23 protein-coding genes are annotated in these 24,047 nt (G+C 60.1%); 21 read left to right on the top strand and 2 right to left on the bottom strand.

Translation table 11 applies throughout. From position 1 onward, the window contains the following. The 5 genes from ACLBWT_RS16635 to ACLBWT_RS16615 form a co-directional block, all read left to right on the top strand. On the top strand, positions 1 to 1,040 hold a 1,040-nt coding region (locus ACLBWT_RS16635; protein WP_447664240.1), incomplete at its 5' end, for an ATP-dependent helicase C-terminal domain-containing protein. Positions 1,041 to 1,198: 158 nt separating this feature from the next. Next, positions 1,199 to 1,471, top strand: a complete 273-nt coding sequence (locus ACLBWT_RS16630) for a DUF1294 domain-containing protein (RefSeq protein ID WP_447664239.1) — start codon at positions 1,199 to 1,201, stop codon at positions 1,469 to 1,471. Positions 1,472 to 1,623: 152 nt separating this feature from the next. Continuing rightward, on the top strand, positions 1,624 to 3,696 hold the full coding sequence (locus ACLBWT_RS16625) for a HelD family protein (RefSeq protein ID WP_447664238.1): 2,073 nt from the start codon (positions 1,624 to 1,626) through the stop codon (positions 3,694 to 3,696). Between the two features lie 311 nt (positions 3,697 to 4,007). Further along, positions 4,008 to 4,832, top strand: a complete 825-nt coding sequence (locus tag ACLBWT_RS16620) for an EcsC family protein (RefSeq protein WP_447664237.1) — start codon at positions 4,008 to 4,010, stop codon at positions 4,830 to 4,832. 14 nt (positions 4,833 to 4,846) lie between these two features. Further along, positions 4,847 to 6,073: a nitric oxide synthase oxygenase gene (locus tag ACLBWT_RS16615; RefSeq protein ID WP_447664252.1), complete on the top strand. Its 1,227-nt coding sequence runs from the start codon at positions 4,847 to 4,849 to the stop codon at positions 6,071 to 6,073. On the opposite strand, the gene ACLBWT_RS16610 is transcribed toward ACLBWT_RS16615, so the two are convergent. Continuing rightward, positions 6,070 to 6,339 carry a hypothetical protein gene (locus ACLBWT_RS16610; RefSeq protein WP_447664236.1) on the bottom strand — a complete coding sequence of 90 codons (270 nt, stop codon included), beginning with the start codon at positions 6,337 to 6,339 and terminating at the stop codon, positions 6,070 to 6,072. The genes ACLBWT_RS16615 and ACLBWT_RS16610 overlap by 4 nt on opposite strands. 154 nt (positions 6,340 to 6,493) lie before the next feature. Here ACLBWT_RS16610 and ACLBWT_RS16605 point away from each other — a divergent pair, with 154 nt between their 5' ends. The 11 genes from ACLBWT_RS16605 (at position 6,494) to ACLBWT_RS16555 (ending at position 17,894) form a co-directional block, all read left to right on the top strand. Continuing rightward, complete coding sequence (locus ACLBWT_RS16605) at positions 6,494 to 8,182, top strand: spore germination protein (RefSeq protein ID WP_447664235.1); 1,689 nt, start codon at positions 6,494 to 6,496, stop codon at positions 8,180 to 8,182. Further along, on the top strand, positions 8,179 to 9,279 hold the full coding sequence (locus ACLBWT_RS16600; RefSeq protein ID WP_447664234.1) for a GerAB/ArcD/ProY family transporter: 1,101 nt from the start codon (positions 8,179 to 8,181) through the stop codon (positions 9,277 to 9,279). Before ACLBWT_RS16605 ends, ACLBWT_RS16600 begins: the two co-directional genes overlap by 4 nt. After that, positions 9,276 to 10,571 (top strand): Ger(x)C family spore germination protein, encoded by a 1,296-nt coding sequence (locus ACLBWT_RS16595; protein ID WP_447664233.1) that lies wholly within the window; start codon positions 9,276 to 9,278, stop codon positions 10,569 to 10,571. The genes ACLBWT_RS16600 and ACLBWT_RS16595 overlap by 4 nt, the downstream gene beginning before the upstream one ends. Before the next feature lie 472 nt (positions 10,572 to 11,043). Continuing rightward, positions 11,044 to 13,896, top strand: coding sequence for a Na+/H+ antiporter subunit A (locus ACLBWT_RS16590; protein WP_447664232.1), 2,853 nt, complete (start codon positions 11,044 to 11,046; stop codon positions 13,894 to 13,896). Beyond that, positions 13,897 to 14,235 carry a Na(+)/H(+) antiporter subunit C gene (locus ACLBWT_RS16585; RefSeq protein WP_447664231.1) on the top strand — a complete coding sequence of 113 codons (339 nt, stop codon included), beginning with the start codon at positions 13,897 to 13,899 and terminating at the stop codon, positions 14,233 to 14,235. Next, a complete protein-coding gene (locus ACLBWT_RS16580; protein WP_447664230.1) occupies positions 14,228 to 15,715 on the top strand; it encodes a Na+/H+ antiporter subunit D in 1,488 nt (495 codons plus the stop codon). Before ACLBWT_RS16585 ends, ACLBWT_RS16580 begins: the two co-directional genes overlap by 8 nt. Beyond that, a complete protein-coding gene (locus ACLBWT_RS16575) occupies positions 15,715 to 16,194 on the top strand; it encodes a Na+/H+ antiporter subunit E (RefSeq protein ID WP_447664229.1) in 480 nt (159 codons plus the stop codon). Before ACLBWT_RS16580 ends, ACLBWT_RS16575 begins: the two co-directional genes overlap by 1 nt. After that, on the top strand, positions 16,191 to 16,466 hold the full coding sequence (locus ACLBWT_RS16570; RefSeq protein ID WP_021880176.1) for a Na(+)/H(+) antiporter subunit F1: 276 nt from the start codon (positions 16,191 to 16,193) through the stop codon (positions 16,464 to 16,466). Before ACLBWT_RS16575 ends, ACLBWT_RS16570 begins: the two co-directional genes overlap by 4 nt. Then, the gene (mnhG, locus tag ACLBWT_RS16565) at positions 16,459 to 16,860 is read left to right on the top strand and encodes a monovalent cation/H(+) antiporter subunit G (protein WP_447664228.1); all 402 of its coding nucleotides are present in this window, start codon (positions 16,459 to 16,461) and stop codon (positions 16,858 to 16,860) included. Before ACLBWT_RS16570 ends, mnhG begins: the two co-directional genes overlap by 8 nt. Positions 16,861 to 17,088: 228 nt before the next feature. Then, positions 17,089 to 17,619: an N-acetyltransferase family protein gene (locus tag ACLBWT_RS16560; protein ID WP_447664227.1), complete on the top strand. Its 531-nt coding sequence runs from the start codon at positions 17,089 to 17,091 to the stop codon at positions 17,617 to 17,619. Between the two features lie 89 nt (positions 17,620 to 17,708). Continuing rightward, positions 17,709 to 17,894, top strand: a complete 186-nt coding sequence (locus ACLBWT_RS16555; protein ID WP_447664226.1) for a hypothetical protein — start codon at positions 17,709 to 17,711, stop codon at positions 17,892 to 17,894. A gap of 188 nt (positions 17,895 to 18,082) precedes the next feature. Here the strand turns inward: ACLBWT_RS16555 and ACLBWT_RS16550 are convergent, their stop codons facing one another. After that, positions 18,083 to 19,582 carry a phytoene desaturase family protein gene (locus tag ACLBWT_RS16550; RefSeq protein WP_447664225.1) on the bottom strand — a complete coding sequence of 500 codons (1,500 nt, stop codon included), beginning with the start codon at positions 19,580 to 19,582 and terminating at the stop codon, positions 18,083 to 18,085. Positions 19,583 to 19,743: 161 nt separating this feature from the next. Between ACLBWT_RS16550 and ACLBWT_RS16545 the strand changes: the two genes are divergently transcribed. The 5 genes from ACLBWT_RS16545 (at position 19,744) to ACLBWT_RS16525 (ending at position 23,946) form a co-directional block, all read left to right on the top strand. Continuing rightward, the gene (locus ACLBWT_RS16545) at positions 19,744 to 20,886 is read left to right on the top strand and encodes a glycosyltransferase (protein ID WP_447664224.1); all 1,143 of its coding nucleotides are present in this window, start codon (positions 19,744 to 19,746) and stop codon (positions 20,884 to 20,886) included. Beyond that, entirely contained in the window at positions 20,876 to 21,421 is a 546-nt protein-coding gene (locus ACLBWT_RS16540) for a glycosyl-4,4'-diaponeurosporenoate acyltransferase CrtO family protein (protein ID WP_447664223.1), read from the top strand. The genes ACLBWT_RS16545 and ACLBWT_RS16540 overlap by 11 nt, the downstream gene beginning before the upstream one ends. Beyond that, the gene (locus ACLBWT_RS16535; protein WP_447664222.1) at positions 21,411 to 22,559 is read left to right on the top strand and encodes a DUF3900 domain-containing protein; all 1,149 of its coding nucleotides are present in this window, start codon (positions 21,411 to 21,413) and stop codon (positions 22,557 to 22,559) included. The genes ACLBWT_RS16540 and ACLBWT_RS16535 overlap by 11 nt, the downstream gene beginning before the upstream one ends. 160 nt (positions 22,560 to 22,719) lie before the next feature. Further along, complete coding sequence (locus ACLBWT_RS16530; protein WP_447664221.1) at positions 22,720 to 23,079, top strand: Lin0512 family protein; 360 nt, start codon at positions 22,720 to 22,722, stop codon at positions 23,077 to 23,079. A 69-nt stretch (positions 23,080 to 23,148) separates the two neighbouring features. Continuing rightward, a complete protein-coding gene (locus ACLBWT_RS16525) occupies positions 23,149 to 23,946 on the top strand; it encodes an undecaprenyl-diphosphate phosphatase (protein ID WP_447664251.1) in 798 nt (265 codons plus the stop codon). Positions 23,947 to 24,047 lie beyond the last annotated feature (101 nt).

Here is a 24,047-nt window from a genome sequence, read left to right as displayed (position 1 = left end):
CGGCCGGCCGCCGGGCGCCTACAGGCGCGGCAGGCGAAGCCGCCCGCCGCGGCGAGCCGGGCTTCGCCGCGGCGGAAGCGCCGGGCGGCCTTCTGCTCGCGCTTGCGTATCCCGACCGCATCGCCCAGCGGAGGCCGGACGGCCGCTTCCTGATGTCCGGCGGCCGGGGGGCGGCGCTGCCGAATCCGCAGCCGCTCTCGCAATGCCAATATCTCGTCGTCTGCGAGCTGGATGATTCCGGCACGGAAGGCCGGATCGACCTTGCTGCATCCGTCGAGCTCGAGGAGCTGGAGACGCATTTGCCGGAGCTGTTTGAAACCGAGGAGCTGGTCCTCTGGGACGATGGAGCGCAAGCCGTCCGCAGCCGCAAGAAGCTGAAGCTCGGCGCGATCACGGTCCGCGAGGCGCAGCTTCAGCAGCCGGATCCCGTCAAGGTATCAGCCGCGCTGATGGACGGAATCCGCAAGCTTGGCCTGCGCATCCTTCCGTGGAACCGCGCGTCGAGGCAGCTCCAAGCCCGCATGAGGCTGATGCATGCGATGCGTCCGGACTGGCCGGACGCTTCCGACGAGGCGCTGCTGGAGAGCCTGGAGCACTGGCTCGCGCCCTATGCGGGCGGCATCCGCAGCGCCGCAGGCCTGCAGAAGCTGGAGCTGACGGCCGCTCTGGACGCGCTGCTCGGCTGGGAAAAGCGCCGTCAGCTGGACGACTATGCCCCGACTCATCTCTCTGTGCCCAGCGGCTCCCGGATACCGGTCGATTACAGCGATCCGGAGGCCCCTTTCCTGGCGGTTCGGCTCCAGGAGCTGTTCGGCATGAAGCATTCGCCGAAGGTCGGCGGCGGACGGCTTCCTGTCGTCCTCCATCTGCTCTCCCCGGCCCAGCGTCCCGTGCAGGTCACCCGCGATCTGGAGAGCTTCTGGTCGTCGGCTTATTTCGAGGTGCGCAAGGAGCTCAAGGTGCGGTATCCGAAGCATTACTGGCCCGAAGACCCGCTGCAGGCGCAGGCGACCAGCCGCGCCAAGCCTCGAGGCACCTGATCGGAGCGTCTTCCGCTTTCCCGGAATGCAGTCCTTTTCGCAAGATGGATCTTCGCTCTTCCCAACAACGCGATCAATGCCTTCCATTCGACAAGCGCGGTTGGCTTCACAGCCTGAGCTTGCATCTCTCATGAGTTCCTGAAAGGAGTGGACCCCCTATGACATATGCATTCCTGGCCATCTATCTGCTGCTGGCCAACCTGCTGGCTTTCGCCATGTTCGGCATCGACAAGTCAGCCGCGAGAGCGGGCAGGCGGCGCATCCCCGAGAAGAGGCTGTTCGCCGTCAGCCTGCTGGGCGGCGCTCCCGGCGCATGGGCGGGCATGAAGACATGGAGGCATAAGACGCTCCATAATTCCTTTCGGCTGGGCATTCCCTTGCTCATCGTCGTGGACGCCATCTGGGTGTATGCCCTATTGAAATGGCTATAGCAGCACTGATTCCGGGCCTATGGCCCGGTTATTTCATTCCGCCTCGCAGAAAATGAAAGCGGAGGCATATTTTCCGATTGCTGCTAGATTGCCTTCTGTGCTATAGTTACCTTTCGATTTTTCCAAAAACCAACCCTTAGGAGGTAACTGGCATGAATGCTCAAAGTGCCTATCAAGAGGAAGAAACGCGGCTCGAAAGTGCCGTGAAGGACATCGAAGTCCAGCTGAAGGGCATCGGCCCCCGCTATACCGGCGACGATTTCACCGAGCAGATGCTCGATCTGCAGCGGGAGGAGCGGGAGAGAAAGCTGGAGCTGGCCCGCAAGGAAGCCTACTTCGGCAGGATCGACTTTCAGGAGGAAGGCAAGGCCGATCCCAACTCTCTATACATCGGCAAGGCCGGAGTGGCCCGTTCCGGATCGGATGAGCTGCTCGTCATCGATTGGCGGGCTCCGGTCGCGAGCCTGTTCTATTCGTTCAGCGGCGGGGAAGCCCCGGTCAACTACCAATCGCCGGATGGGGAAATCGAAGGCACGGTCCATCTGAAGCGCAACCTGATGGTGCGCAGGGAAGAGCTGCTGCGGCTGGTCGACAGCTTCGTGCGCGGCCAGGAGGACGATGCCGTGACGGACGAGTTCCTGCTCTACCGGCTCGGCGAGAGCAAGGACAACAAGCTTCGCGACATCGTCTCGACGATCCAGCAGGAGCAGGACAAGATCATCCGCGCGGACAAAAATCTCGCCCTGTTCATCCAGGGAGTGGCCGGTTCGGGAAAAACGACGGTAGCGCTGCATCGCCTCGCCTTCCTGCTGTATCAGTACGCCGGACGCATCCGCTCGGAACGGATGATCATCTTCGCTCCCAACCGGATGTTCCTCGATTACATATCGGGCGTGCTGCCGGAGCTCGGCGTCGGCGACATCGTCCAGACGACGTTCTCCGAATGGGCGGTCGAGCTGCTGCAGAACGAGGTGTCGCTGCGCTCTGCGGCGGATACGATGGAATATTGGTTCGAACGTCCCCACACGGCCGAGGAGTGGCGGGAGGCTTCCGGCTTGCTGAAGGGAAGCCTTGCCTTCAAGGATGCGCTTGAGGCGAAGCTGGAGGAGCTCGAAGCCGGCATGGTGCCGACGGAGCCGTTCGAGCCGCTGCCCGGCTTCCGCCTCATGCCCGAGCAGATGAGTCAATGGTTCCATACCGATTACGGCGAGGAATCCATCATGCGCCGGCGCGACCGGCTCGCGAGCCGGATCAGCCGCTGGCTGGAAGGCGAGCTCAAAAGCCGCGGCGTGACGGACAAAAAGATCCGCTCCAAAGCGCTCGCGAAACTGGCTTCCTTCACCAAGAAAATACCGTCCTACTCCGCGCCTGCCCTATACCGCGCTCTGCTGGACGGCAAGACGGCTGCCGGCGCGCTGCCCAAGGCGCTTGCCAAGGCGACCGCGCAGCGGATCAAGGCCGGAGAAGCGGAGCAGGAGGATCTCGCTCCGCTCGTCTATCTTCATATCCGCCTGCATGGACTCGGCCTGCCGCATTATGACCACATCGTCATCGACGAGGCGCAGGACTACTCTCCGTTCCAGATCGAAGCCCTCAAGCTGTGCCAGCGCCAGCCGTCGATGACGGTGCTCGGCGATCTGCAGCAGGGCATCCACGCTTATGCGGGAATCGGCAGCTGGAGCCAGCATCGGGAGCTGTTCGCGGCCGAGCAGACCGGTTATTACGAGCTGGACCGAAGCTACCGTTCCACGATGGAAATCATCGATTTCGCCAACCGCGTGCTTGCCGGCATGTCGGGCGAGGTGAAGCCTGCCGTCCCGGTGTTCCGCAGCGGCGATCCGGTTGAGGAAGTGGCCTGCGGCGGCGGAGACTGGGCCATGCGGCTCGCGGACACGGTGCGGGAGTGGCAAGAAGAGAAATTGTTCCAGACGATCGCCGTCATCGGGAGGACAGAGGCCGAATGCGCCGAAATCCACCGGATCCTCACGGAAGCCGGCCTCGATGCGGCGCTCGTCCATTCCCGCCAGCCGGCGTACGGCGGCGGCCTCACGGTCGTGCCGGTCTATTTGTCCAAAGGCCTTGAGTTCGACGCCGTGCTCATTGCCGATGCGGGCGAAGCGGCCTACGGCCCGACCGACGCGAAGCTTCTGTATGTAGGCTGCACGCGGGCTCTGCACCGTCTGCGGGTTCTGTATCAGGGCCGGCTGACCGGCTTGCTGGCCTAAGGGCGCTCTCCTCAGCCGCTAGGGGGAGCCATTCGAGCCGACAGGATTCCACTTTGAGCGATGAGCGCATCCGTTCAGCGTCAGCCATCGACACGCTATGTCTCTTGCCTGGGAATCCGCAGGCTTGAGGCATGGCTTTTTCGCTTCCGCAGCTTGCCGCATGGATTGCCAGGCTTGTTTCCGGGTAAAAAAAGCGTAACCGCAACCTGGATGACGGCTCCTCCGTAGTTGGGAGAGCGGGACGCGCCGGCATGTCCGCCGGTGATCCGTCCGCAGCAGGCAAGCGTTGCACATAAGGAGGATTGGCTCTGATGTCCATTCATGCGGGAGGCGGCCTCGAGACGGCTGCACAATTGAAATCGGCCTTGGCTGAAGTGGAGAAATGGGAAAAGGACCAAAAAAATCTGATGATCTGGGACCGGCTGTCGCGGCTGCCGTTCAAGATGCTCGACAAGATCACCCCCAGGATCATTCATGAGAAGCTGGGCGTTGCGCTGGACGAGCTCGGCGGATATATACAGAACGGCGGAAAGTATCTGGTCGCCGGCCGCAAGGTCGGGCAGCTGCTGGCATCATCGAATGCGAAGCGCGGGGACCCGGAGACAGGCCCATATTCGCTGGCGGTTATGGACGAGACTGCCCGGAAGCTTGCCGGCGAGCGGACGCTGTTCGCGACGGCGCAGGGCGCGACGACCGGCATCGGAGGAATCTTCACGCTTGCCGTGGATATTCCGGCCGTGCTCGGCCTTTCGCTCAAGGCGATCCAGGAAATAGGCCTGTCGTACGGCTTTGACCCGACGCTCAAGGAAGAGCGGATCTTCACGGTCAAGGTCATGCAATTCGCATCCTCGGATATTGTCGGAAAACGTGCTATTCTGGAAGAGATCAGCCGACAGGCATCGGCCGGGGAGGAAGCCGCCCAAGCCGCGATTTCCCGCATCCAAGGATGGAGGGAGGTCATCAGCGTGTACCGCGACAACTGGGGCTTGAAAAAGCTGCTTCAGGCGATTCCCGTCGCGGGCATCTTTTTCGGAGCCTATACGAACCGGGGGATGCTGAAGGACGTGACCGAAGCGGCGGAAATGCTGTACCGGAAGCGGAGAATTCTGGCCAGACTGGCCGAAAGCGGGGAATAGACAGCATGAGCAGCATGGAGGGCATGGACACGTTATGCCGGCAGGCGGAATCATTTCTGCGCCGGTATTTCGGGGAGAGGGACAAGCCGCCTGCGGAGGCGGAGGAGCGGATCCGGGAGGTCCTCTCCGCCATACGCCGGACAGGCAGTTATGCCCATACGGCGGAGGAGCTGGCCTATGGCGGCAAGACGGCCTGGCGCAACAACAGCCGCTGCATCGGCCGCTTGTTCTGGAATTCCCTTGAAGTCATCGATGCCCGCCATGCATCCACAGAGGATGAGGTGGCCGAGTGCCTGTTCCGCCATCTGGAGAGGGCGGGGGCGGAAGGCAGGATCCGACCGCTCATGACGGTGTTCCGCAGCCGCTCGGAAGGCTCGGAAGAGATATCCATCTGGAACCACCAGCTCATCCGATATGCGGGTTATCCTTCGCCGGACGGCTCTTCGCCGCGCCGCGGCGATCCGGCATCCGATGAGTTTACGTCCATATGCCAGCGGCTCGGATGGAAAGGAAGCGGAGGCGACTACGACGTGCTGCCGCTCGTCATCGGCATCGGAGCCAGGGAGCCGAAGCTGTATGAGATTCCGCCGCATCTGGTTCAGGAAATCGAGATCCGTCACCCCGAGACGTCTGCTTTGGATCATCTGGGGCTTCGGTGGTATGCTGTGCCGGTCATATCCGACATGAGCCTCGAGATCGGCGGCATCCACTATCCCGCGGCTCCGTTCAACGGCTGGTATATGGAGACGGAGATCGGCGCCCGCAATTTCGCTGACGCCGGCCGGTACGACAGGCTTGCCGACGTTGCCGGCGCCCTCGGCCTCGACCGCAGCAGCAACACGACGTTGTGGAAGGACCGGGCGCTGGTGGAGCTGAACCTGGCCGTCCTCCATTCCTTCAAGCGGGACGGCGTCAGCATCGTGGACCATCATACGGCGGCGGATCAATTCATGCGCTTCCAGCAGCAGGAACGGGAGCAGGGCAGAGACGTGTCCGCGCGCTGGAGCTGGCTCATCCCGCCGATATCGCCTGCGGCTACTGCGGTATGGCATGACAGCGCCATGCAGGAATACGATCTCAGCCCAAGCCTGAACTATCAGCCTGCAGCCTGGGCACGCGCAGGCTGTGCGGCTGCCCGCCCGGCTCAACCGGAATCTTCCGGAGGAGCGCAGCGGCCCCTCTACGCCGAGGCGGCAGGAGGCAGGAGCGGCTGTCCCTTTCACGTCAGCGGCGGCAGCTAGACGCCGGCATGCAAGCAAAAGCCGACCCCAAAATTCGGGTCGGCTTTTTGCCGTGCTTTTATATATGGAAGCCGCGGCTCGCGTCGAACTGCTTGCCGGTAACCCAGCGGCTTTTCTTTGGTAATCTCTTCCAACGCAACGCTCTGGCCGATCCCGGCATTGTTGACGAGGATGTCGAATTCCGCCTCTCTTTTGCGGCTCCTCGTTTTTGTCTCACTTCTTTTTACCATGGGCTGGAATTCGATAGGTTGCTTTCTAATCCGCATAGGAGCGCTTCGCTTCAGGTCTTGCCATTGTCTCCGACTCAGTATCCGGAAGATGGGAATAAAAAGGACATCCAAAGCAGATGTTATCTTTATCCAGTCGGCCAAAATTTGCAGGCAAGTTCGAGAAGGCTTGCCAACCAGGGGTTGAAGCGAAGTGAAAGGATGGGCCAAGTTAAAAAAATATGTCGTCGCGGATCTGTCGAACGAGTCTTCGAACTCCTTCTCTCTAGGGAGCTGGGAGACGGACGGCGATTCGCAGGCAGAGCCTTCGCCTTCTGCAGCTCCGCTTCCCCATGTCCCGCCGCTGTTGGATAAGGAAGGAAATCCGCTGCTTCTTCATGACAAGCTGGAGGAGAATATCGCGTGGCTGAAGAGGCATTTTTCCTATCCGCTCAACAGCGGAATCATCTTCCGTTCGATTTCATTGGGCAAGCAGTTAAGACCGGGCATGGTCGTTTACCTCGACAGCCTGGTTGAATGGCAGCATCTGAGCTGGACGGTCATATCGCCGCTGGTGAAAGCCGATCTTCCGGAAGACAAGCTGGAAATATCGGATCTGGCCGCTTCCGTTTTTACGAACGGGGAAATGGAGTCCTCCCGCCAAATGGGAGATATCGCGAACGCCATCGTCGTCGGATCGGCGGTCGTGCTCATCGACGGCGTCGACTCGGCGGGAATCCTGGATGTCGAGGGCATGGAGAAGCGGGCGCTGGAGGCTCCTAAAACCGAAAATGTCGTGCTTGGCTCCCATGTGGGCTTCACGGAGGATATCAGCACGAACATATCCTTGATCCGGCGCCGGCTGAGCACGCCTGACCTCATCGTTGAGTCCGGGGTGGTCGGTAACCTTTCTAGAACGCGGATCTCCTTCGTCTACTTGAAATCGATCGCAAACGAGGATCTCGTAAGCGAGGTTCGCCGGCGCATAGCCGCTATCCGCATGGACTACATCGGCGACAGCGGCATGGTGGAGCAATTGATCGAGGACCATCCCAATTCCATTTATCCCGGCATTCTCAGCACGGAGAGGCCCGACCGGACGGCGGCTCAGCTGGCCGACGGCTTCGTCGGCATCCTGGTGGACAATTCTCCGTTCGCGCTGATCGTTCCTGCCCAGTTCCCGTTGTTTCTGCAGACGGCCGAAGATGCCTATCTGCGCTGGCATTACAGCACCTTTCTGCGGATCATCCGGACGGTCGGCTTTTTCATGTCCCTCTACTTGCCGGCTCTCTATGTGGCCATCGCCAATTATCACCATGAAATGATTCCGACGACACTCGTGCTCGCCATTGCGGGCACCCGCGAATCCGTGCCGCTTCCCGTGTCGGCGGAAGCTTTCCTGCTGGAGTCGATGTTCGAGCTGATCAGGGAAGCAGGCGTCCGCATCCCGAGCGTCATCGGTCCGACCATCGGCATCGTCGGAGCGCTGATCCTTGGCCAAGCGGCCGTTCAAGCCAATATCGTCAGTCCGATCATGGTCATCATCACTTCGGCCACGGCGCTCGCATCGTACACGATTCCCAATTACAACATGCAGTTCACGACGCGCATCCTGAGATTCGTTTATTTGGCCTGCGCCTCGTTCCTCGGCCTGATCGGCGTCATCCTGTTGTCCCTCATGTTATGGACGTACTGGATGGCGGGCAACCGGTTCGGCGTGCCGAGCCTTTCTCCTCTATCCCCCCGCCGCCCGAGCAAGGATACGTTGATCCGGGCTCCCTTGAAACAGCAGGCGAAGCGGCCTATCTCGGTTCATCCGCAAAACATGAATAAAATCACGGATGAAAGCAGCGGAGACGGGAGCAAGGAAGCTGCTCCCGATAAAGGAGGGGATTCCGCTTGAATACGCATCATATCGGCGTGCGCGAAGCCGCCTCCATCGGGATTATCTTCGTAATTGCCAAGATTTTCCTGCCGTTTCAAAGATCGCTGGCGGAATCCGGCGGGACGGCGGGCTGGATCATCGCGCTCGTCGCAGCCTTGCTTTGTCCACTCACCTGGTGGGCGATCCGGGGCGTCCTGCTCCATGCTTCGGGAGGCTCGACGCTGATCGAGGCAACGGAGGAGATATGGGGGCCGTGGCTGGGGACGGTATGGAATCTCGTCTATTTCAGCTTTTTCTTTGCCATTACGTTTCTCGTGCTCCGAGAGTTCTCGGAATTGCTGGCCTCGGATATCCTGCCGCGCACGCCGATGAACATCATCATGATCGCCATGCTGATTCCGATCGCTGTCGTTGCTTACGCGGGGCTCGAAGGGATAGGCCGTTTCTGCTGGTCGGTTGCAGGCTTGATCGTCGCAAGCGTCGTCCTCGTGCTCATCGGCGGCTTGATGACCCATTTCGAACCGAACGCCTTGCAGCCTTTCTGGGGAACGGGACGTACGAGGGTTCTGTCCCAAGGACTGGTGAAGAGCTCCTTGTTCTCGGAAATGCTCGTTTTCGGCTTTCTCCTTCCGCGGCTGCGAAAGACGAGGCAATGGGGAAAGGCGGCCTGGTGGTGCATGGGGGTATCCGCTTTCACGATCTTCATCACCACAATCGTGTACTTGTTCGTCTTTCCTTACCCGACAGCCATTCGGCTGAACGTGCCGATGTTCGAGCTCAGCCGGCTCGTCATCTTCGGCAGATGGATCCAGAGGCTGGAAAGCGTATTCCTCATCGTTTGGCTGATCTGCGCCGTCATGAAGCTGGCCATCGGGTTGTACTGCTCGGCGGCAACTCTATCCCAGGTGATGAAGCTGCCCAAAATCCAGCCGGTCATATTCCCGCTGGCGCTTCTCGTCTATGCCTGCTCGATCATTCCCGGCAGCGAGATGGAGGCGGTCGCATGGGACGGGGAATTCCTGAGGACGTACGGCTCGCTCGTCTCGATCGGAATTCCGATGCTGACTTGGTTTCTCGGCATGGTTAAAAGCAAGCTCAAGGGGAGGCAGGCATGAAGCGCTTCCTGCGGGCGTTCCTGGGACTGCCGATTGTATGCCTGCCCCTGATGTCCGGGTGCTGGGATCGGCTTGATCCCGAGAACAGGGCGTTCATCATGGCTATCGGGGTCGATCCGGGGCCGAGCAACGATTTCATTTATACGTTTGCGGTCGCCATGCCGAAGTCGAGCAATGGCGCGGCAGGCGGAGACACAAGCGGCGGCGGCAGCGAGCAGATCGTCGACGTCTTTTCGCAAGAAGCATCCAATCTTACCGCGGCGCTCATGACAAGCCAGAGCTATGTCGCCCGCAGGCTGACCCTGATCCATTCCAAAGTGTTCGTTCTCGGAGAAAGCCTTGCCCGCAAAGGAATCATGCCGGTCATGGGCGAGGTCGTTCGCAACAATGAGTTCAGGAGAACCGTCAACGTCATTACGACAAAAGGAAGAGCGGATACGTTCATTCATTCCATCAAGCCCACGATGGAGAAAGACATCAATCTCTGGTTCGAGCTCGAGTTGGATCCTCATAATATCGGGGCTGTGACTCCTAAACACTCCCGGTTCCATGATTTCATCGTCGACATGGAGCAACCTGGTACGGGCGCGACGACGATCTTATCGGCAGCGCGTTCCGATATCGAGAAGGGGACAGCCCGAATTCCGAATGGCAGCTCGGACAGGGAGTCTCCGCAGCCGATCTCGGAAGACGAGTATGCAGGGACGCTTCACAGGTCGGGTGAGACGCCGATCGACTTTTTCGGAAGCGCGGTATACCGAGGGGAGAAGATGGCTGGTTTCCTTTCGGCCTACGAAACGATCATGATGAACATGCTTCGCGGCGAGTTCGAGAAGACGACGCTGGAATTCCGCGATCCGTCCGAAGAGAAGCTTACGATGAGCATCATTATAAACGAGCAGAAAAGGCCCGACATAGACATCAAGAGGAACGGCGATGAAGTTCAGGTGTTCTTCAAGGTGCGGATGGAGGGAGATTTGATCGGCTCGTTCTCGAAGCTCGATTATACGCTTCCGCATAATCAGGCGATGCTTGAAGCTTCCGTGGAGGAGCAGCTGAAGGAGCGCGCGTCCAAGATGCTGGAAAAGACGTTGCATCAATGGAGCACGGATTGCTTCCATATCGGCAATCGCGTCCGTACAACCTTCCCCACGCTGAAGGAATGGTATGCCTATAAATGGAGGGACCATATCAAGGACGCCAAATACCGGCTGGATATCCGGTTTCAGATGCGCAGGCATGGAGACCAGGTCGGACCTGCCGTGGAAGGAGACAAATTGAATTTGAAATGACACAGAACATCAAGATCACATTCATTGTGCTGTTGTCGGTATGGGCATGTGTATTTGTCGGAAGCTTGATGCCATCGCTGTGGAGGCAAAAAAACTACAGGGGAGCGGTAATGACCGCGCTTCTGGCCGCATCGGCTTTGATATTGCCGGTGGCTATTACGTTGTTCAAGGAAGGCTGACGAGACAGTTTCATAGCGGGCTGGCAGAAGCCCGCTCATGACACTGCCGGCTACGCGCCCCGCTGCTCCTCTGTGGATAGGAATAAGCCCGCTTGACAAATCGATTGCCCGGACGGTAAACTAAACAGAATTGTTACTCTTTTCACCTAATCGCATACGTGTTTTTTCGGAGGAGCCTGCCATCAGCGGGCTCTTTTTGCGTTTTTTCGGGTATGTAACAAGAAATGCAATTAGTTTGGCCTGCGATTGGGAACCATTGGTAGAGAACGAAGTCCGCAAGAGGAGGTAAGCAGTTGATCTTTATCGTCGTCTTTTTCCCTTTCCTGCTGGCCGCCTTGCTTCCGCTGCTGTCCCGCCTGTTCGGACGCGTCCATGCCGGCTGGCTTGCGCTGCCTGCGCCAGCGCTGCTGCTGATCTATTTTGCTTCGCTGCTCCCTGAAGTGAGCGGTGGGACAGCCGTCGAGGCATCCATGCCATGGATTCCTTCGCTGGATATCCGCTTCGATCTGGCGGTCGACGGCCTCGGGATGCTGTTCGCGCTTCTCATCGGGGGCATCGGAGTGCTCGTCACTTTGTATTCGGTGTTTTATCTCGACAGGAACAAGGAGGCGGTAACCCGCTTCTATGTCTGCCTGCTGCTGTTCATGGGGGCCATGCTCGGCGTCGTGCTGTCCGATCATCTCATCGCGCTGTATGCGTTCTGGGAATTGACCAGCGTATCGTCGTTCCTGCTCATCGCCTTCTGGCATCATCGGCCGCAGTCCCGCGACGGGGCGATGAAATCCATGCTGATCACCGTGCTGGGCGGATTGTCCATGCTGGCCGGCTTCCTGCTGCTGTACCTGCAGACGGGCACGTTCAGCATCCGGGAAATCGCCGCTCTCGCTCCAGAGCTTCCGGGACATTCCCTGTTCGTCCCGGCCATGCTGCTCATCCTGCTCGGCGCGTTCACCAAATCGGCCCAGTTCCCCTTCCATATCTGGCTGCCGGATGCCATGGAAGCTCCGACTCCGGTAAGCGCCTATCTGCACTCCGCGACGATGGTCAAGGCGGGCTTGTATCTCGCTGCCCGCATGACGCCGATTTTCGCCGGGCAGGCGCTCTGGTATTCCATGCTGATCGGCGCCGGCCTGATCACGCTCTTTTACGGCTCGTTCCGCGCGTTCAAGCAGACCGATCTCAAGGCATTGCTCGCCTACTCGACGATCAGCCAGCTCGGCCTCATCATGGCCTTGCTCGGGCTTGGCTCCGTCCATTCCGGATCGGAAGGAGGGCTGGAATCCATGCTCTCCGCAGCGGCTCTTGCCGCCGCTATCCTGCATCTGGTCAACCATGCCGCCTTCAAGGGAACGCTGTTCATGGCTGTCGGCATCGTCGACCACGAGACGGGAACGAGGGATATCCGCAAGCTGGGGGGACTGATGGCTCTGATGCCGGTCACCTTCACGATATCGCTGCTGGGGGCGCTGTCCATGGCTGGCGTGCCGCCATTCGGCGGTTATATCAGCAAGGAGCTGTTTTTCGCCTCCGTGCTGGACGCCTGGAGGCATGGCCTGCCGCTGCGGTCTCCGGTCGTTCTCGTGCCGCTCGTCGCCTGGCTCGGCAGCGTGTTCACGTTCGCCTACAGCCTGCGGTTCATTCTCGGCACCTTCGGCGGACGGGAGAGCGGCGGCCTTGACCGGCGGCCCCATGAAGCTCCTGCCGGCTTGCTGCTGCCACCTGCCGTACTGGGGGCGGCAGCCTTGCTGCTGGGCCTGGCCCCAGGCTTGACGGCGTCGCCTCTCGTCGCTCCGGCTCTCGCGTCGATCCATCCCGCGGGTGCGGAAGCGGAAATGCATTTCACGCTCTGGCATGGCCTTACGACAGAAGTATGGATGACCGCCGGCGTCTTCGCGCTTGGCACGGGAATCTTCTTCCTGCAGCGCAAAGCGGCGCTGCTCCGCGAGCCGCTGCCGGCGCCTGTCACCCTGAACGGATTGTATGGGGGAGTTCTCGGAGGAATGGACCGGGCAGGGCGCCGACTGACATCGCTCTATATGACCGGCTCGCTCCGCCATTACACGATGTACTTGTTCGGGTTCCTCATCCTGGCTCTGGCCGCCACAGCCGTCGCGACGGGAGGAATCGCGATTTCCTTGCAGGGGCTGGCGCCGGTAACGGTCTATGAAGCCGTCACCCTGACTGCTCTCATCGCCGCCGCCGCTGCCGTGCCGTTCGCCAGATCGAGGCTGATGGCGATCATCCTGACCGGCGCGGTCGGCTATATGGTCGTCCTGTTCTTTGTCGTCTTCCGCGCTCCGGATCTCGCCCTCACTCAGATCATCGTCGAGACGGTATCGGTCACGCTGTTCCTGCTCTGCTTCTATCATCTTCCGGCCTTGAAGAGGGACCGGGAGTCGCTGCGGTTCCGGCTGCCCAACTTCATCATCGCGCTTGGAGTCGGGGCCGTCATGACGCTGATCGCCCTCGCGGCGTTCAGCGGGCGCTCCTTCGACTCGATCTCGGACTATTACCTCAAGGAAAGCTACCGGCTGGCCGGGGGCAAAAACGTCGTCAACGTCATCCTGGTCGACTTCCGGGGCTTCGATACGATGCTGGAGATCGTCGTGCTCGGCGTGGCCGCTTTCGCGATCTACGCCTTGATCCGCCTGCGCCTGCCCCAGGAAGAGCAGCAGGAGGGAGCGGGCGTCAGGGAGAAGGAATTCCGCCTCGTCTACGAGGACGCGCGCAGCAATGACGTCATCCTGCGCACGCTGGCCAAGGTCATCATCTTCATCATCCTGACCTTCTCGCTCTATCTGCTGTTCGCAGGCCATCATGAGCCTGGAGGGGGCTTCATCGGAGCGCTGATGACGTCGTCCGCGCTTGTGCTGCTGTCCATGGCGTTCGGAATCAAGACGGTCCGCGATGCGATGCCGGTCGACTTCCGCCTGCTGGCGGCGGCCGGCATCGGAGTGGCCGTCCTCACCGGCGTCGGCTCGATCGTGCTCGGCGTTCCGTTCCTGAGCCATGCATTCGGCTATGTAGACCTGCCCGTCTTCGGCAAAAACGAGCTGGCAACGGCTGTAATCTTCGATCTTGGCGTCTACATGACCGTCGTCGGCATCACCATGACCATCATCCTAGCCATCGGGAGGGACAAGTAAATGGAACTGTTCATGTCTCTAGCCGTCGGTATCCTGTTCGCCGTAGGCGTCTATCTCATCTTGTCCAAAAGCCTGCTGCGCATCGTGCTCGGAACCTCGCTGCTTACGCACGGAGTGCATCTGCTGCTGCTGACGATGTCCCGGCTCAAGACGGGCTCAGCCCCTCTGCTGGGGGAAGGAGCGGAGCGGTATACCGATCCGCTGCCGCAGGCGCTCATCCTGACCTCGATCGTCATCAGCTTCGGGGTGACATCCTTGTTTTTTGTCCTTGCCTATCAGGCCTACAAGAAGCTCGGGACCGACGATATGGAACAGCTGAGGGGGCAGGAGCATGAATAACCTCGTCGTCCTGCCGCTGCTGTTCCCTTTATGCACGGCCATCATTCTCTTCTTCTTCAAGGAGAAGGTCAGACTCCAGCGGGCCGCCGCCGCAGCCGGCATGGGAGCGACGCTGCTTGCTTGCGGCCTGCTCCTGACCGAGGTGCTGCGCAGCGGCACGCAGACGCTGAACATGGGAGGCTGGATGCCGCCCTACGGCATCGTCTTCGTCGCCGATCCCTTCGCCGCGCTGCTTGCGGCAGCGGCGACGCTGGTGTCCTCGTTCTGCCTGCTGTACGCCTTCGGCACGGTAGGGAAGGAGCGGGAGAGATTTTACTTCTATCCGTTCTTCCATCTGCTTCTTGCCGGAGTCAACGGCTCGTTCCTGACCGGGGATCTGTTCAATCTGTTCGTCTGCTTCGAGGTGATGCTCATCTCCTCCTATGCGCTCATCGTGCTCGGCGGAACGAAGCTCCAGCTTCGGGAGACGATCAAATACGTTCTCGTCAACATCATCTCCTCGACGCTGTTCGTGGCGGCGGTCGCTTATCTGTACGGAGTGGCGGGAACGCTCAACATGGCGGATCTGTCGGTGAAGGTCGCGGCTGCCGGACAGGGCGGGATTCTGAATGTCATCGCCGTCTTTTTCCTCGTCGTCTTCTCGCTGAAGGCGGGCCTGTTCCTGTTCTTCTGGCTGCCCGGCTCCTACAGCGCGCCGCCGATGGCCGTCGCGGCGCTGTTCGGCGCCCTGCTCACCAAGGTCGGGCTGTACGCGCTCGTGCGCACGTTCACGCTTATATTCCCGAACGATCCGGCCATTACCCATGCCTGGATCGGCTGGATGGCAGGAGCGACGATGGTGCTCGGCGCCGCCGGCGCCCTGGCCTACCGGAGGGTGCTGTCGGTGCTCAACTACAACATCGTCATCAGCATCGGCTTCATCGCCTTCGGGCTAGCGGTGTCGAACCGGTCTTCTCTCGAGGGCGTCGTATTCTACACGCTTCATGACATGGCTGCCAAAGCGCTGCTCTTCCTGCTGGCCGGCCTCATCCTCCAGGCGCGGGGAACCGACCAGGCGGCAAGGCTGGGAGGGTTCATCCGCAGCCAGCCCTGGATCGGCTGGATGTTCTTCACGGCCGCGCTCGCGATTGCCGGGATACCGCCGCTCAGCGGCTTCGGAGGCAAGCTGCTGCTTGTCAAAGGCGGGCTGCAGGGGGAAAGCTTCGTGCTGACAGCCATCTCGCTGGCCTCAAGCCTGATCGTCCTGTACACGCTGATCCGCTTGTTCATGGATGTGTTTTTCGGAGAAGCCAAGGAAGAAACGGCTGCCGGGGCATCCGCCCCGATGCGCGGCCATGTCGTCCTGGCAGGAGCGCTCTGCGCAATCGTCGTGCTGATGGGGTTGGGGGCGGAGTGGATCTATCAAGCCGCCAGCGCCGCCGCCGGCACGCTGTCCGATCCATCGAAATATATTGAAGCCGTATTGAAGGAGCCGGTCTGATGGCATCCCAATTCCTGATCAACCTCATCATTGCATTCCTCTGGATGTTTCTGTACAACGACTTGACCTTTCCGAGGTTTCTGGCGGGTTACGGCCTCGGCCTGCTGTTCATCGCCGTCCTGAACCGTTTCCTCAAGAAGGAATTCTATCTGCGCAAGGTGCTGGCCGTCATCAGGCTGCTCGGCATCTTCATCCGCGAGCTGTTCTCCTCCAGCTTCAAGGTGCTCTACCAGATCGTGAAGCCGCGTCTGGACATGCGTCCGGGCATCGTCGCCATCGATACGGAGCTGAGGTCGAGCTGGGAGCTGACTCTGCTCGCCTGCCTCATCTGCCTGACGCCGGGCACGCTGACGCTGGACGTATCGGATGACAACCGGGTGCTGTATATCCACGCCATCGACATCGGCGATGCCGAGCAGCTGAAGGAGCAGATCCGCAGCACCTTTGAGAAAGCGATCATGGAGGTGACGAGAACATGATGAACCCTATGCTTGAGATATCGCTGGCGCTGCTGTCCCTGGCCGCGGCCGGCTGCATGTACCGGCTGCTCAAGGGACCGTCGATATCGGACCGGATCGCCGCGCTGGATACGATCGGCATCCTGCTGCTGTCGATGATCGCCGTGCTCGGGATGCTGGAGGGAACGTCGGCCTACTTCGACATCATTCTGGTCATCGGAATCGTCACCTTCATCGGCACGACGGCTTTTGCGAGATACATCGAGAGAGGGGCGGTGATGGAGGATGAATGACTTCTGGTCCGCAGCATCGGGCCTGATGGTGCTGTTCGGTTCCATCATCAGCCTGTTCAGCGCCTTCGGCCTCATCCGCCTGCCGGATGTATACCTCCGATCGCATGCGGCTACCAAAAGCGCCACGCTCGGCGTCCTGTTCATTCTGACCGGCGCTTTCCTGTATTTCGCCGCCGTGCAAGGGCAGTTCAGCGTCAAGCTGCTGCTCGGCATCGTGTTTGTCTTCCTCACCGGACCGGTGGCGGGCCATTTGAATGCCCGCGCCGCATACCGGACGGGTGTGGGCATGTGGGACAGGAGCGTGCGCGACGATCTCAAGGCCGCCTTGAAAAAGGAGCGCAAGGAAGCCGAATCGAAGAGGTCGGATCTCATCCGCCGCTCGGAGGCGGACTGAAGGATTTCCTTGCCACATCAGCAGCGGAAGCTGCCTGTCAACCGAAGCCGACTGCCGCAGTCGGCTTTTTTCATTTGTCTGCTTGATAGGGGTAAGACCAGGAGGTTCGGCTCTTTTCATTCTGACGTTCAAGGAAGAAATCAATCCTCTCCCGCGTCGGGGATGGAAGACTTTCCCTCCTGGTCCAGTTATGGTAGAGTGGGAAAAAACTTGAGGGGGATTCGGGGAATGGAATCCGAAGCGCTGATTAGCATCCGCGACGCGAAGCCGGGCGATGGGGCTGGAATAGCCGCCGTTCAGGTCGGCAGCTGGCAGACGACGTATAAGAACATCGTCGATCCGGCCTATTTGCAGGCGATGGAGACCGGGCCGAGACAAGCGATGTGGGAAAGGGCTCTGGCCGCTCCGGATTCAGGCTCCTGCACGCTCGTGCTGGAGAACAGCGAAGGAAGGATCGTCGGATTCCTCAAAGCCGGCAGGAGCCGGGACGTGGCGGAGGAAGGCAGCGCGGAGCTGTACGTGCTCTATTTGCTGGAGGCGTACCAGGGAGCGGGATGGGGAACGGAGCTGTTCCGCACGATGCGGGGAAGGCTGCAGGATCTGGGCTATCTCACTCTGCATGCATGGGTTTTGGAAGGAAACCCGGCGCGTTTCTTTTATGAAAAGATGGGTGCGAGGGATTACGGCATGCAGGAAACGGTCGAGATCGGATCGAGGACGCATATCGAGCGCTCCATGGAATGGAAGACCATTTTCTGATTAAAAAGAAGCATGCATAGAGAAACAATAGCAGGTATGGTAAAATATACCTCATTGCTGCCTGTTGTAGTGATGGGAGAGTTGAATGGATGATAGCGCTCTTCGGGCGTGTAGCGGTATTGCTATGCACATATGTTCTGATTTTGCTTGGCCCGTTCGGCTTTTATTTGGGAGGCCTGTTCCTGCTGCTGCTGGGCATCCACCTCGGCTGGATGTATATCGATGAAATCGATAACCGGCCCCATATCAAATACGGCCGCAAATGGAAGCTTTGAACGGCCGGAGCCTCTCCGGCCGGAGCCGGAATGCGGCTCTCCCGCGCAAGAAGCCCGCTTGCGGACCGGATGGTCCGACAAGCGGGCTTTTTGCGTGAGGATTCATGCCTGCTGCTTATATGAATCTCAAGGCCTCGCTGTCATTCGAAAGAAACCCCTATCCCTTCCGAATCGAGACCTGAACGATCTTACATCGCCTGATAGCGGGCGAGATCCTCGCGGATGAGATCGGCCGTCAGCTGTCCGCTCAGCGTGACCATCGGCACGCCGCCGCCCGGATGGGTCGAGCCGCCGACGAAATACAGGCCCTCGAGCACCGAGCTGCGGCTCGGAATCTTGAATCCTCCGTTCAGCTTGCGGTCGGTCACCGTGCCGTAGATGGAGCCGCCGTTCGCTCCGTACAGGCTGCGCAGGTCATCGGGGATGAACTGCTCTTCGTAGACGATATGCCCGCGCAGGCCTTCGGCGCCCATCCGCTCCAGCTTGTCGAGCACGAGGCTGCGATAGCGCTCGCGATGCTGCTCCCAGCTCTCTCCTTCGGCAATGGGCGGCACATGCGTCAGCACGAACCAGTTCTCGCAGCCTTCCGGAGCCTGGCTGGAATCCGACTTGGAGGATATTCCGACGTAGACGGTCGGATCGTCCGTCGGCATCCTGTCGACGAACATGTCGCGGAATTCCCGCTCGGGATCGCGGGAGAAGAAGAAGTTGTGATGCTTGAACGCCTCGTAGCTGCGGTCCACGCCGAGCAGCAGCACATGGCCGGATACGGACGGCTCGTATTTGACGAGCTTCTCGGCGGCGCGCCGGCTGCCGGGAGCTTGCGCCAGCAGGGAGCTGTGCGCCGGGATGACTTCCAGATTGCAGACGACGAGATCGGCCTCGAGCGTTTCTCCGCCGGCCAGCTCCACTCCGGCCGCCCGTCCGTTGGAATCGAGGATGCGGACGACTTCCGCTCCGGTGCGCACTTCGGCTCCAAGCTCGCTGAGCAGCTTGAGCTCGGCCTGCGCGATTCCGTACATGCCGCCTGTGACGAAGTAGATGCCGAGGCCCATCTGCACGTAGACGAGCTGCGAAAGGACGGCAGGCGCCGCATAAGGGGAAGAGCCGACGTACATCGCGAAGAATTGGAAGATTTGCCGCAGATGCGGATGCTTCAAGTAACTCTCCGTGACCTGCGCCATCGATTTCATCGGATCCATCGCCAGCAGCTCCTTGAGGGAATGCTGCTGCCTGAGATCGGACAGACCGCTCAGGGAGCGGCTGTAGAAGCTTTTCATGCTGAGATCGTACTGCTTTCTCGAGTAATCGAGGAACGAAAGGAAGCTTTCACGGTCCTGCGGGGACAGCTCCGCGATGCCGTCCATCAGCGAAGGCAGATCGCCGACGAGATCCAGCACCTTGCCGTCCTCGTATATTCCGCGCCACTGGGGCTCGATTCGCTGGATGTCGATATAATCATGAAGCTTGCGCCCGGCAGAAGCGAACAGCTTCTCAAGCGTCCAGGGCATCGTCAGGATGGATGGTCCGGTATCGAAGGAATACCCTTGTCCGGAACGGACATTCAGCTTGCCGCCCGCGCGCTCGTTCTTCTCCAGCACCGTAACCTTATGGCCGTCAGCGCTCAGCCGGATCGCTGCCGACAGTCCGGCGAGGCCGCCTCCGACGACGATGATGTCTTTGCTCATTTGTTCTTTCCTCCTTGGATTAGGGATGCCGAAACCGTCGATACTGGTTAACATCCTGCGGTTATTCCATTTTTAACCATTGTGGACCGTATTCTCTCTCTCGATACGGGGGAGCTTTCAAAGATTTCGAGAATGCCGGCAAGGACAAGGAGGAGATCTTCATGTGGATGGAATGGATCTGGCAGGGGCTGCTCATCGGATGCGGCCTGCTGCTTTTCGGCTGGGGAAGGGGAGGCAGGAACAGCTTGGACCATTTCGGGAGAAAAACCTTTGCAGGCGCTGGCTCGTCAACCGGAATGGAGATCAGCGTCATCGTGCCTGCTCGTGATGAGGAAGCCAACCTGAAAGAGCTGCTTCCGCTGCTGCAGTCGATGGTACCGGCTCCAAAGGAAATCATCGTGGTCGATGACGGATCATCCGATGGGACACGGCAGAGCGCCGTCTCACGCGGCGTCACTTTGATCGAAGCCGGCCGTCTGCCGGCCGGCTGGCAGGGCAAAGCCTGGGCATGCGCTCAGGGAGCGGACGCGGCCACGGGAAGCTTCCTGCTGTTCCTGGATGCGGATGTCCGCCCTGCGCCCGATCTGCTGCGGTTGTTGACGGAAGCCGCAGGTGAAGGCGGCTGCGCAACCGTGCAGCCGTACCACCGGATCGGGAGTCCTGCAGAGCAGCTGTCCGCCTTTTTCAATGCGGCCGTGCTGGCCGGCTCCGGACGATTCTCGCCGATCGCGAGGCGTGGCCGGGAAGGCTCGTTCGGGCCTTGCCTGTTCTGCAGCCGGGAAGATTACCGGATGGCCGGAGGCCACGCGGCCATTCGCGGCGAGGTGCTGGAAAATGACCGCCTTGCGGCGCGTTTCCGGTCGGCAGGAATGGCTTGCCGGGCCTATGCGGGCGGGAGCAGGCTGTCTTTCCGCATGTATGACGGCGGCATGAAGGCGATTGCGGCGGGCTGGGCCAAGAGCATCGCGCTTGGCGCGGCGTCCGCGCAGCTGCGCATGCTGGCGCTGACGATCCTATGGATATCCGGGTTGTCAGGCGCCGCGATCGGAGCCTTGTCGGCCGCTGCGAAGGCTGTCTCCGGACAGCCGCAAGCCGCTGAGCTGGCGGTCTTTCTCGTGCTTTACGCCTTTGCCGCATGGACTTGCCGCAGGGCGTTCCGGCTGTCGGGATCGTTCGGCGCCTGGACGTATGCGCTCTATCCGCTCGGCTTGGCCTACTTCTGCGGCGTATTCGCGTACGGACTCTATCGTTCCTGCATTAGGCGGCGCGTATCGTGGAAAGGCAGGGATATCGATGTGGCTTGAACCCGGAACGACGGCTACGATCATGCTGGACGCAGGCGTCCTGGTGCTGCTGCATGCCTTCTCCGTGGCTTCCGCGCTGAGGCGTCCCTGGCAGCGATACGACAAGGATGCCGGCGTGACGCGGCTGCTGCCGTTCGAGAAGGATGGACGCTGGTATGAGAGGAAGCTCGGCATCCACAAATGGAAGGACAGGCTTCCGGACGGAGGAGGCTGGATCCGGAGCGGCTTCGCCAAGAAGCGGCTGCTGTCCGCCGATCCGGACTATCTCCGGCGCTTCGCTGCCGAGACGCGGCGCGGAGAGCTCACGCATTGGCTGATGATCCTGCCGCTTCCTCTGTTCGCCGTCTGGAACAATGGACTCGGCATGGCGATCATGGCGGCCTATGCGCTCGCGGCCAATCTCCCTTGCATTCTCGTGCAGCGCTACAACCGGGCCAGGCTGCTGAAAGTCATGTCGCGCCGGGAAAGGTTGTGCTATCCTAATAGGACAGACCAATACAGCGCGAAGGAGCTGCCCGGAGACCATGGAATTTGATGTGCAGTTTTTGAGCTTCTTCGTCATTCAGACTGATGGGGAGAGCACGGACAGCGGCAAGCGGTTCAAGCATTTCCAGACGATGGACGGAGAAGATTACGAGGACAGTCCGCTCAAGGATTTCCTCAGCGGCGAATTCGCCAGGATCGTCAAGCGCAAGGCGGAGCGCAACCCCGCTTCGGAATCGGTGCCGACCAAGATCGGCCGCTTCCGCGTCGAGCCGGGGTATGAGCTGGACAGCAATCCCGACTACAATCTGCTGCAGCGGCTGCGCAGCGCCGAGGATGCCGAGCGGTTCCACAGCATAGCCGACGAGCTCGTCCGCATATATATGGATACGTCGGCAGTCCGGGGCGGCGCGCTCATCGCGGTGCAGGCGACGCTGTCCAAGCTGTTCGACCAGCCGTTCCTGTTCATCCTGAAATGCGATTTCGAACCGAAAATAGCCCGCATCGCGGACGAGAGAAGCCTGATCTCCACCGTGGAGATGGCCATCAGCGCGCGCAGCATGAAATCGATCCTCTATCCGCATATGCCGGAGGAGGGAATGATGGATTCCTGGGAGGTCAAGCTTCACCAGGCCTCGCATGCGAGATACTTCGAGGATTTCCTGAAGTTCGTCAGCTATGAGCGTCCGCTTCCCGAGGTGATGGGCGAGCAGGTGCTCGAAATGGTGCAGCAATACATGGAGGACAAGTGGCAGGACGATCAGGGCCATCTGCGCAAGGAAGAGGAAGAGGCCGTCGAGATCTGGGCCGCGTCGGACAAGCGCGAGCTGCTGGAGAGATGGACGCCGGAGCAGGTATTCGCCGCTTCGGCCGTTCTCGTGGAGCAGAAGGAGGATCTGGCGCTCAGCTTCAAGCTTGGCGGAGTCCAGGTCAAGGGACTGCTGTCCGATTTCGGCAAATCGCTGCATTTCGCCCGACACAACGGCCGTTACGTGGCCGTCCTGGAAGGAGACTTCTTCCAGTTCGAGCGCGGCATTTCGCCCGTCGAGCTCATCCATCCGCCGGAGCTTGAGGAAGTGATGAAAGTGATCGGCACGGAGGAGAGCGGGACTGCCGTTCCTCAAGGCGATGGCGCGGCCGGACAGGCTGAGGCCGCCGCCTCGGCGGAGGACGACGACGTCCCCTGGTAAGCTTCGGCCAGCTCCATTAGCTTCAGGAAGCTCCATAAGCTTCAGGAAGCTCCGTAAGCTTCGTAAGCCTCAAGCTACAGGAACCTCCGTAAGCTTCAGGCAAGCAGGGGTGTGAGCATATCGGGCAGCGATTCGGAACCACATTGGGAGGAGTGAATTCATGCGGCAAGTAATGTTCATCGAGCTCGGCATGGGGACGGATCTGCATGGACAGAACGTGACCAAGGCTGCGGTAAGGGCTGTGCAGGATGCGATCCACCGCAATTCCATGCCCGGCATCCGCACCGTGCTGCCGGACGGCAAGCTGGAGAATATGAAGGTGAGGGTGCGGCTGGCCGTGCCTTGCGACGAAGAGAACCTGGATCTGGAAGCCGTCCGCGCGGAGCTTCCCTACGGGGAGGTTTCCATCGAGGTCGTGGCCGGAGGCATGCTCACGTCGAGCGGCATCGTGCTGGAAGACAAGCAGGACGTGAGCGATTTGATCTATGTCGTGCTTGCGTCCGTAGAGGCCGGATACTGAAGGCAGCGGCGGCAGCCCGAGCCTGGCGCTGCCTGCCGAGCCCAACCATAGGAAGTTAGGGGAGCGGATATTTTGGATTATATCAAAGCAATCATATTGGGCATTATCGAAGGCTTGACGGAATTTATTCCCGTATCGTCGACCGGCCACATGATTCTGGCCGCCAAGCTGCTCGATTTCGTCGGCGACCGGGCCACGGTGTTCGAGGTCGTCGTCCAGCTTGGAGCCGTTTTAGCCGTTTTCGTTCTTTATTTCAAGCGTTTCGTCGGGTTTCTCAAATTCGATTTCTCCAAAAATTCCGGCCTTAATCTGATCCACATCATTCTGGGCATGATTCCGGCAGGCATACTTGGCGTCCTGCTGCACGGCTTCATCAAGGATTACCTGTTCAACTTCAAATCGGTTCTGGTCGCCTTGATCGTGGGAGGCATTCTCATGATTTTCGCCGAGCAGTATCAGAAGGGCCGCTTGCCATCCGCCGAGACGGTGGATGACATCACGTACAAGCAGGCGTTCGGAATCGGCATCTTCCAAATTCTCGCTCTGTGGTCCGGCTTCTCCAGGTCCGGATCCACGATTTCCGGCGGCATCTTCATGGGCACGAGCCAAAAGGCGGCAGCCGACTTCACCTTCATCCTGTCTGTTCCGATGATGATCGGCGCTACCGGCGTCGACCTCATCAAGAGCCGCGACCTGCTCGTGCCGGAGGATTACGGCCTGTTCGCAGTCGGCCTGGTCGTCTCTTTCATTGTCGGCCTCATCGCGGTGACCACGTTCATCAACCTGATCAAGAAGCTCAAGCTCAGCTGGTTCGCTTATTATCGCTTTGCTCTTGCAGCGGTCTTCTTCCTGTTCGTCGTCCTGTAAGACTTCGCGGGACTGGACAGCATCACCGGGCCGCATCTATCTGCTCGGCCGGTTCCTCTTCGGGACCGGTCTTTTTGTCGTGGAATAAATGGAAACGAGGA

Source organism: Paenibacillus sp. D51F, from assembly GCF_053345695.1.
The sequence above is the reverse complement of the archived record's forward strand: the minus strand, read 5'-3'. Positions and strand labels throughout refer to the sequence as shown.

What these genes read in the sequence shown, in the direction of transcription:
- ACLBWT_RS16630 (WP_447664239.1), top strand. Translation starts at nt 1,199, where the DNA reads ATGACATATGCATTCCTGGCCATCTATCTGCTGCTGGCCAACCTGCTG.
- ACLBWT_RS16625 (WP_447664238.1), top strand. Translation starts at nt 1,624, where the DNA reads ATGAATGCTCAAAGTGCCTATCAAGAGGAAGAAACGCGGCTCGAAAGT.
- ACLBWT_RS16620 (WP_447664237.1), top strand. Translation starts at nt 4,008, where the DNA reads ATGTCCATTCATGCGGGAGGCGGCCTCGAGACGGCTGCACAATTGAAA.
- ACLBWT_RS16615 (WP_447664252.1), top strand. Translation starts at nt 4,847, where the DNA reads ATGGAGGGCATGGACACGTTATGCCGGCAGGCGGAATCATTTCTGCGC.
- ACLBWT_RS16610 (WP_447664236.1), bottom strand. Translation starts at nt 6,339, where the DNA reads ATGCGGATTAGAAAGCAACCTATCGAATTCCAGCCCATGGTAAAAAGA.
- ACLBWT_RS16595 (WP_447664233.1), top strand. Translation starts at nt 9,276, where the DNA reads ATGAAGCGCTTCCTGCGGGCGTTCCTGGGACTGCCGATTGTATGCCTG.
- ACLBWT_RS16585 (WP_447664231.1), top strand. Translation starts at nt 13,897, where the DNA reads ATGGAACTGTTCATGTCTCTAGCCGTCGGTATCCTGTTCGCCGTAGGC.
- ACLBWT_RS16580 (WP_447664230.1), top strand. Translation starts at nt 14,228, where the DNA reads ATGAATAACCTCGTCGTCCTGCCGCTGCTGTTCCCTTTATGCACGGCC.
- ACLBWT_RS16575 (WP_447664229.1), top strand. Translation starts at nt 15,715, where the DNA reads ATGGCATCCCAATTCCTGATCAACCTCATCATTGCATTCCTCTGGATG.
- ACLBWT_RS16570 (WP_021880176.1), top strand. Translation starts at nt 16,191, where the DNA reads ATGATGAACCCTATGCTTGAGATATCGCTGGCGCTGCTGTCCCTGGCC.
- mnhG (WP_447664228.1), top strand. Translation starts at nt 16,459, where the DNA reads ATGAATGACTTCTGGTCCGCAGCATCGGGCCTGATGGTGCTGTTCGGT.
- ACLBWT_RS16560 (WP_447664227.1), top strand. Translation starts at nt 17,089, where the DNA reads ATGGAATCCGAAGCGCTGATTAGCATCCGCGACGCGAAGCCGGGCGAT.
- ACLBWT_RS16555 (WP_447664226.1), top strand. Translation starts at nt 17,709, where the DNA reads ATGATAGCGCTCTTCGGGCGTGTAGCGGTATTGCTATGCACATATGTT.
- ACLBWT_RS16550 (WP_447664225.1), bottom strand. Translation starts at nt 19,582, where the DNA reads ATGAGCAAAGACATCATCGTCGTCGGAGGCGGCCTCGCCGGACTGTCG.
- ACLBWT_RS16545 (WP_447664224.1), top strand. Translation starts at nt 19,744, where the DNA reads ATGTGGATGGAATGGATCTGGCAGGGGCTGCTCATCGGATGCGGCCTG.
- ACLBWT_RS16540 (WP_447664223.1), top strand. Translation starts at nt 20,876, where the DNA reads ATGTGGCTTGAACCCGGAACGACGGCTACGATCATGCTGGACGCAGGC.
- ACLBWT_RS16535 (WP_447664222.1), top strand. Translation starts at nt 21,411, where the DNA reads ATGGAATTTGATGTGCAGTTTTTGAGCTTCTTCGTCATTCAGACTGAT.
- ACLBWT_RS16530 (WP_447664221.1), top strand. Translation starts at nt 22,720, where the DNA reads ATGCGGCAAGTAATGTTCATCGAGCTCGGCATGGGGACGGATCTGCAT.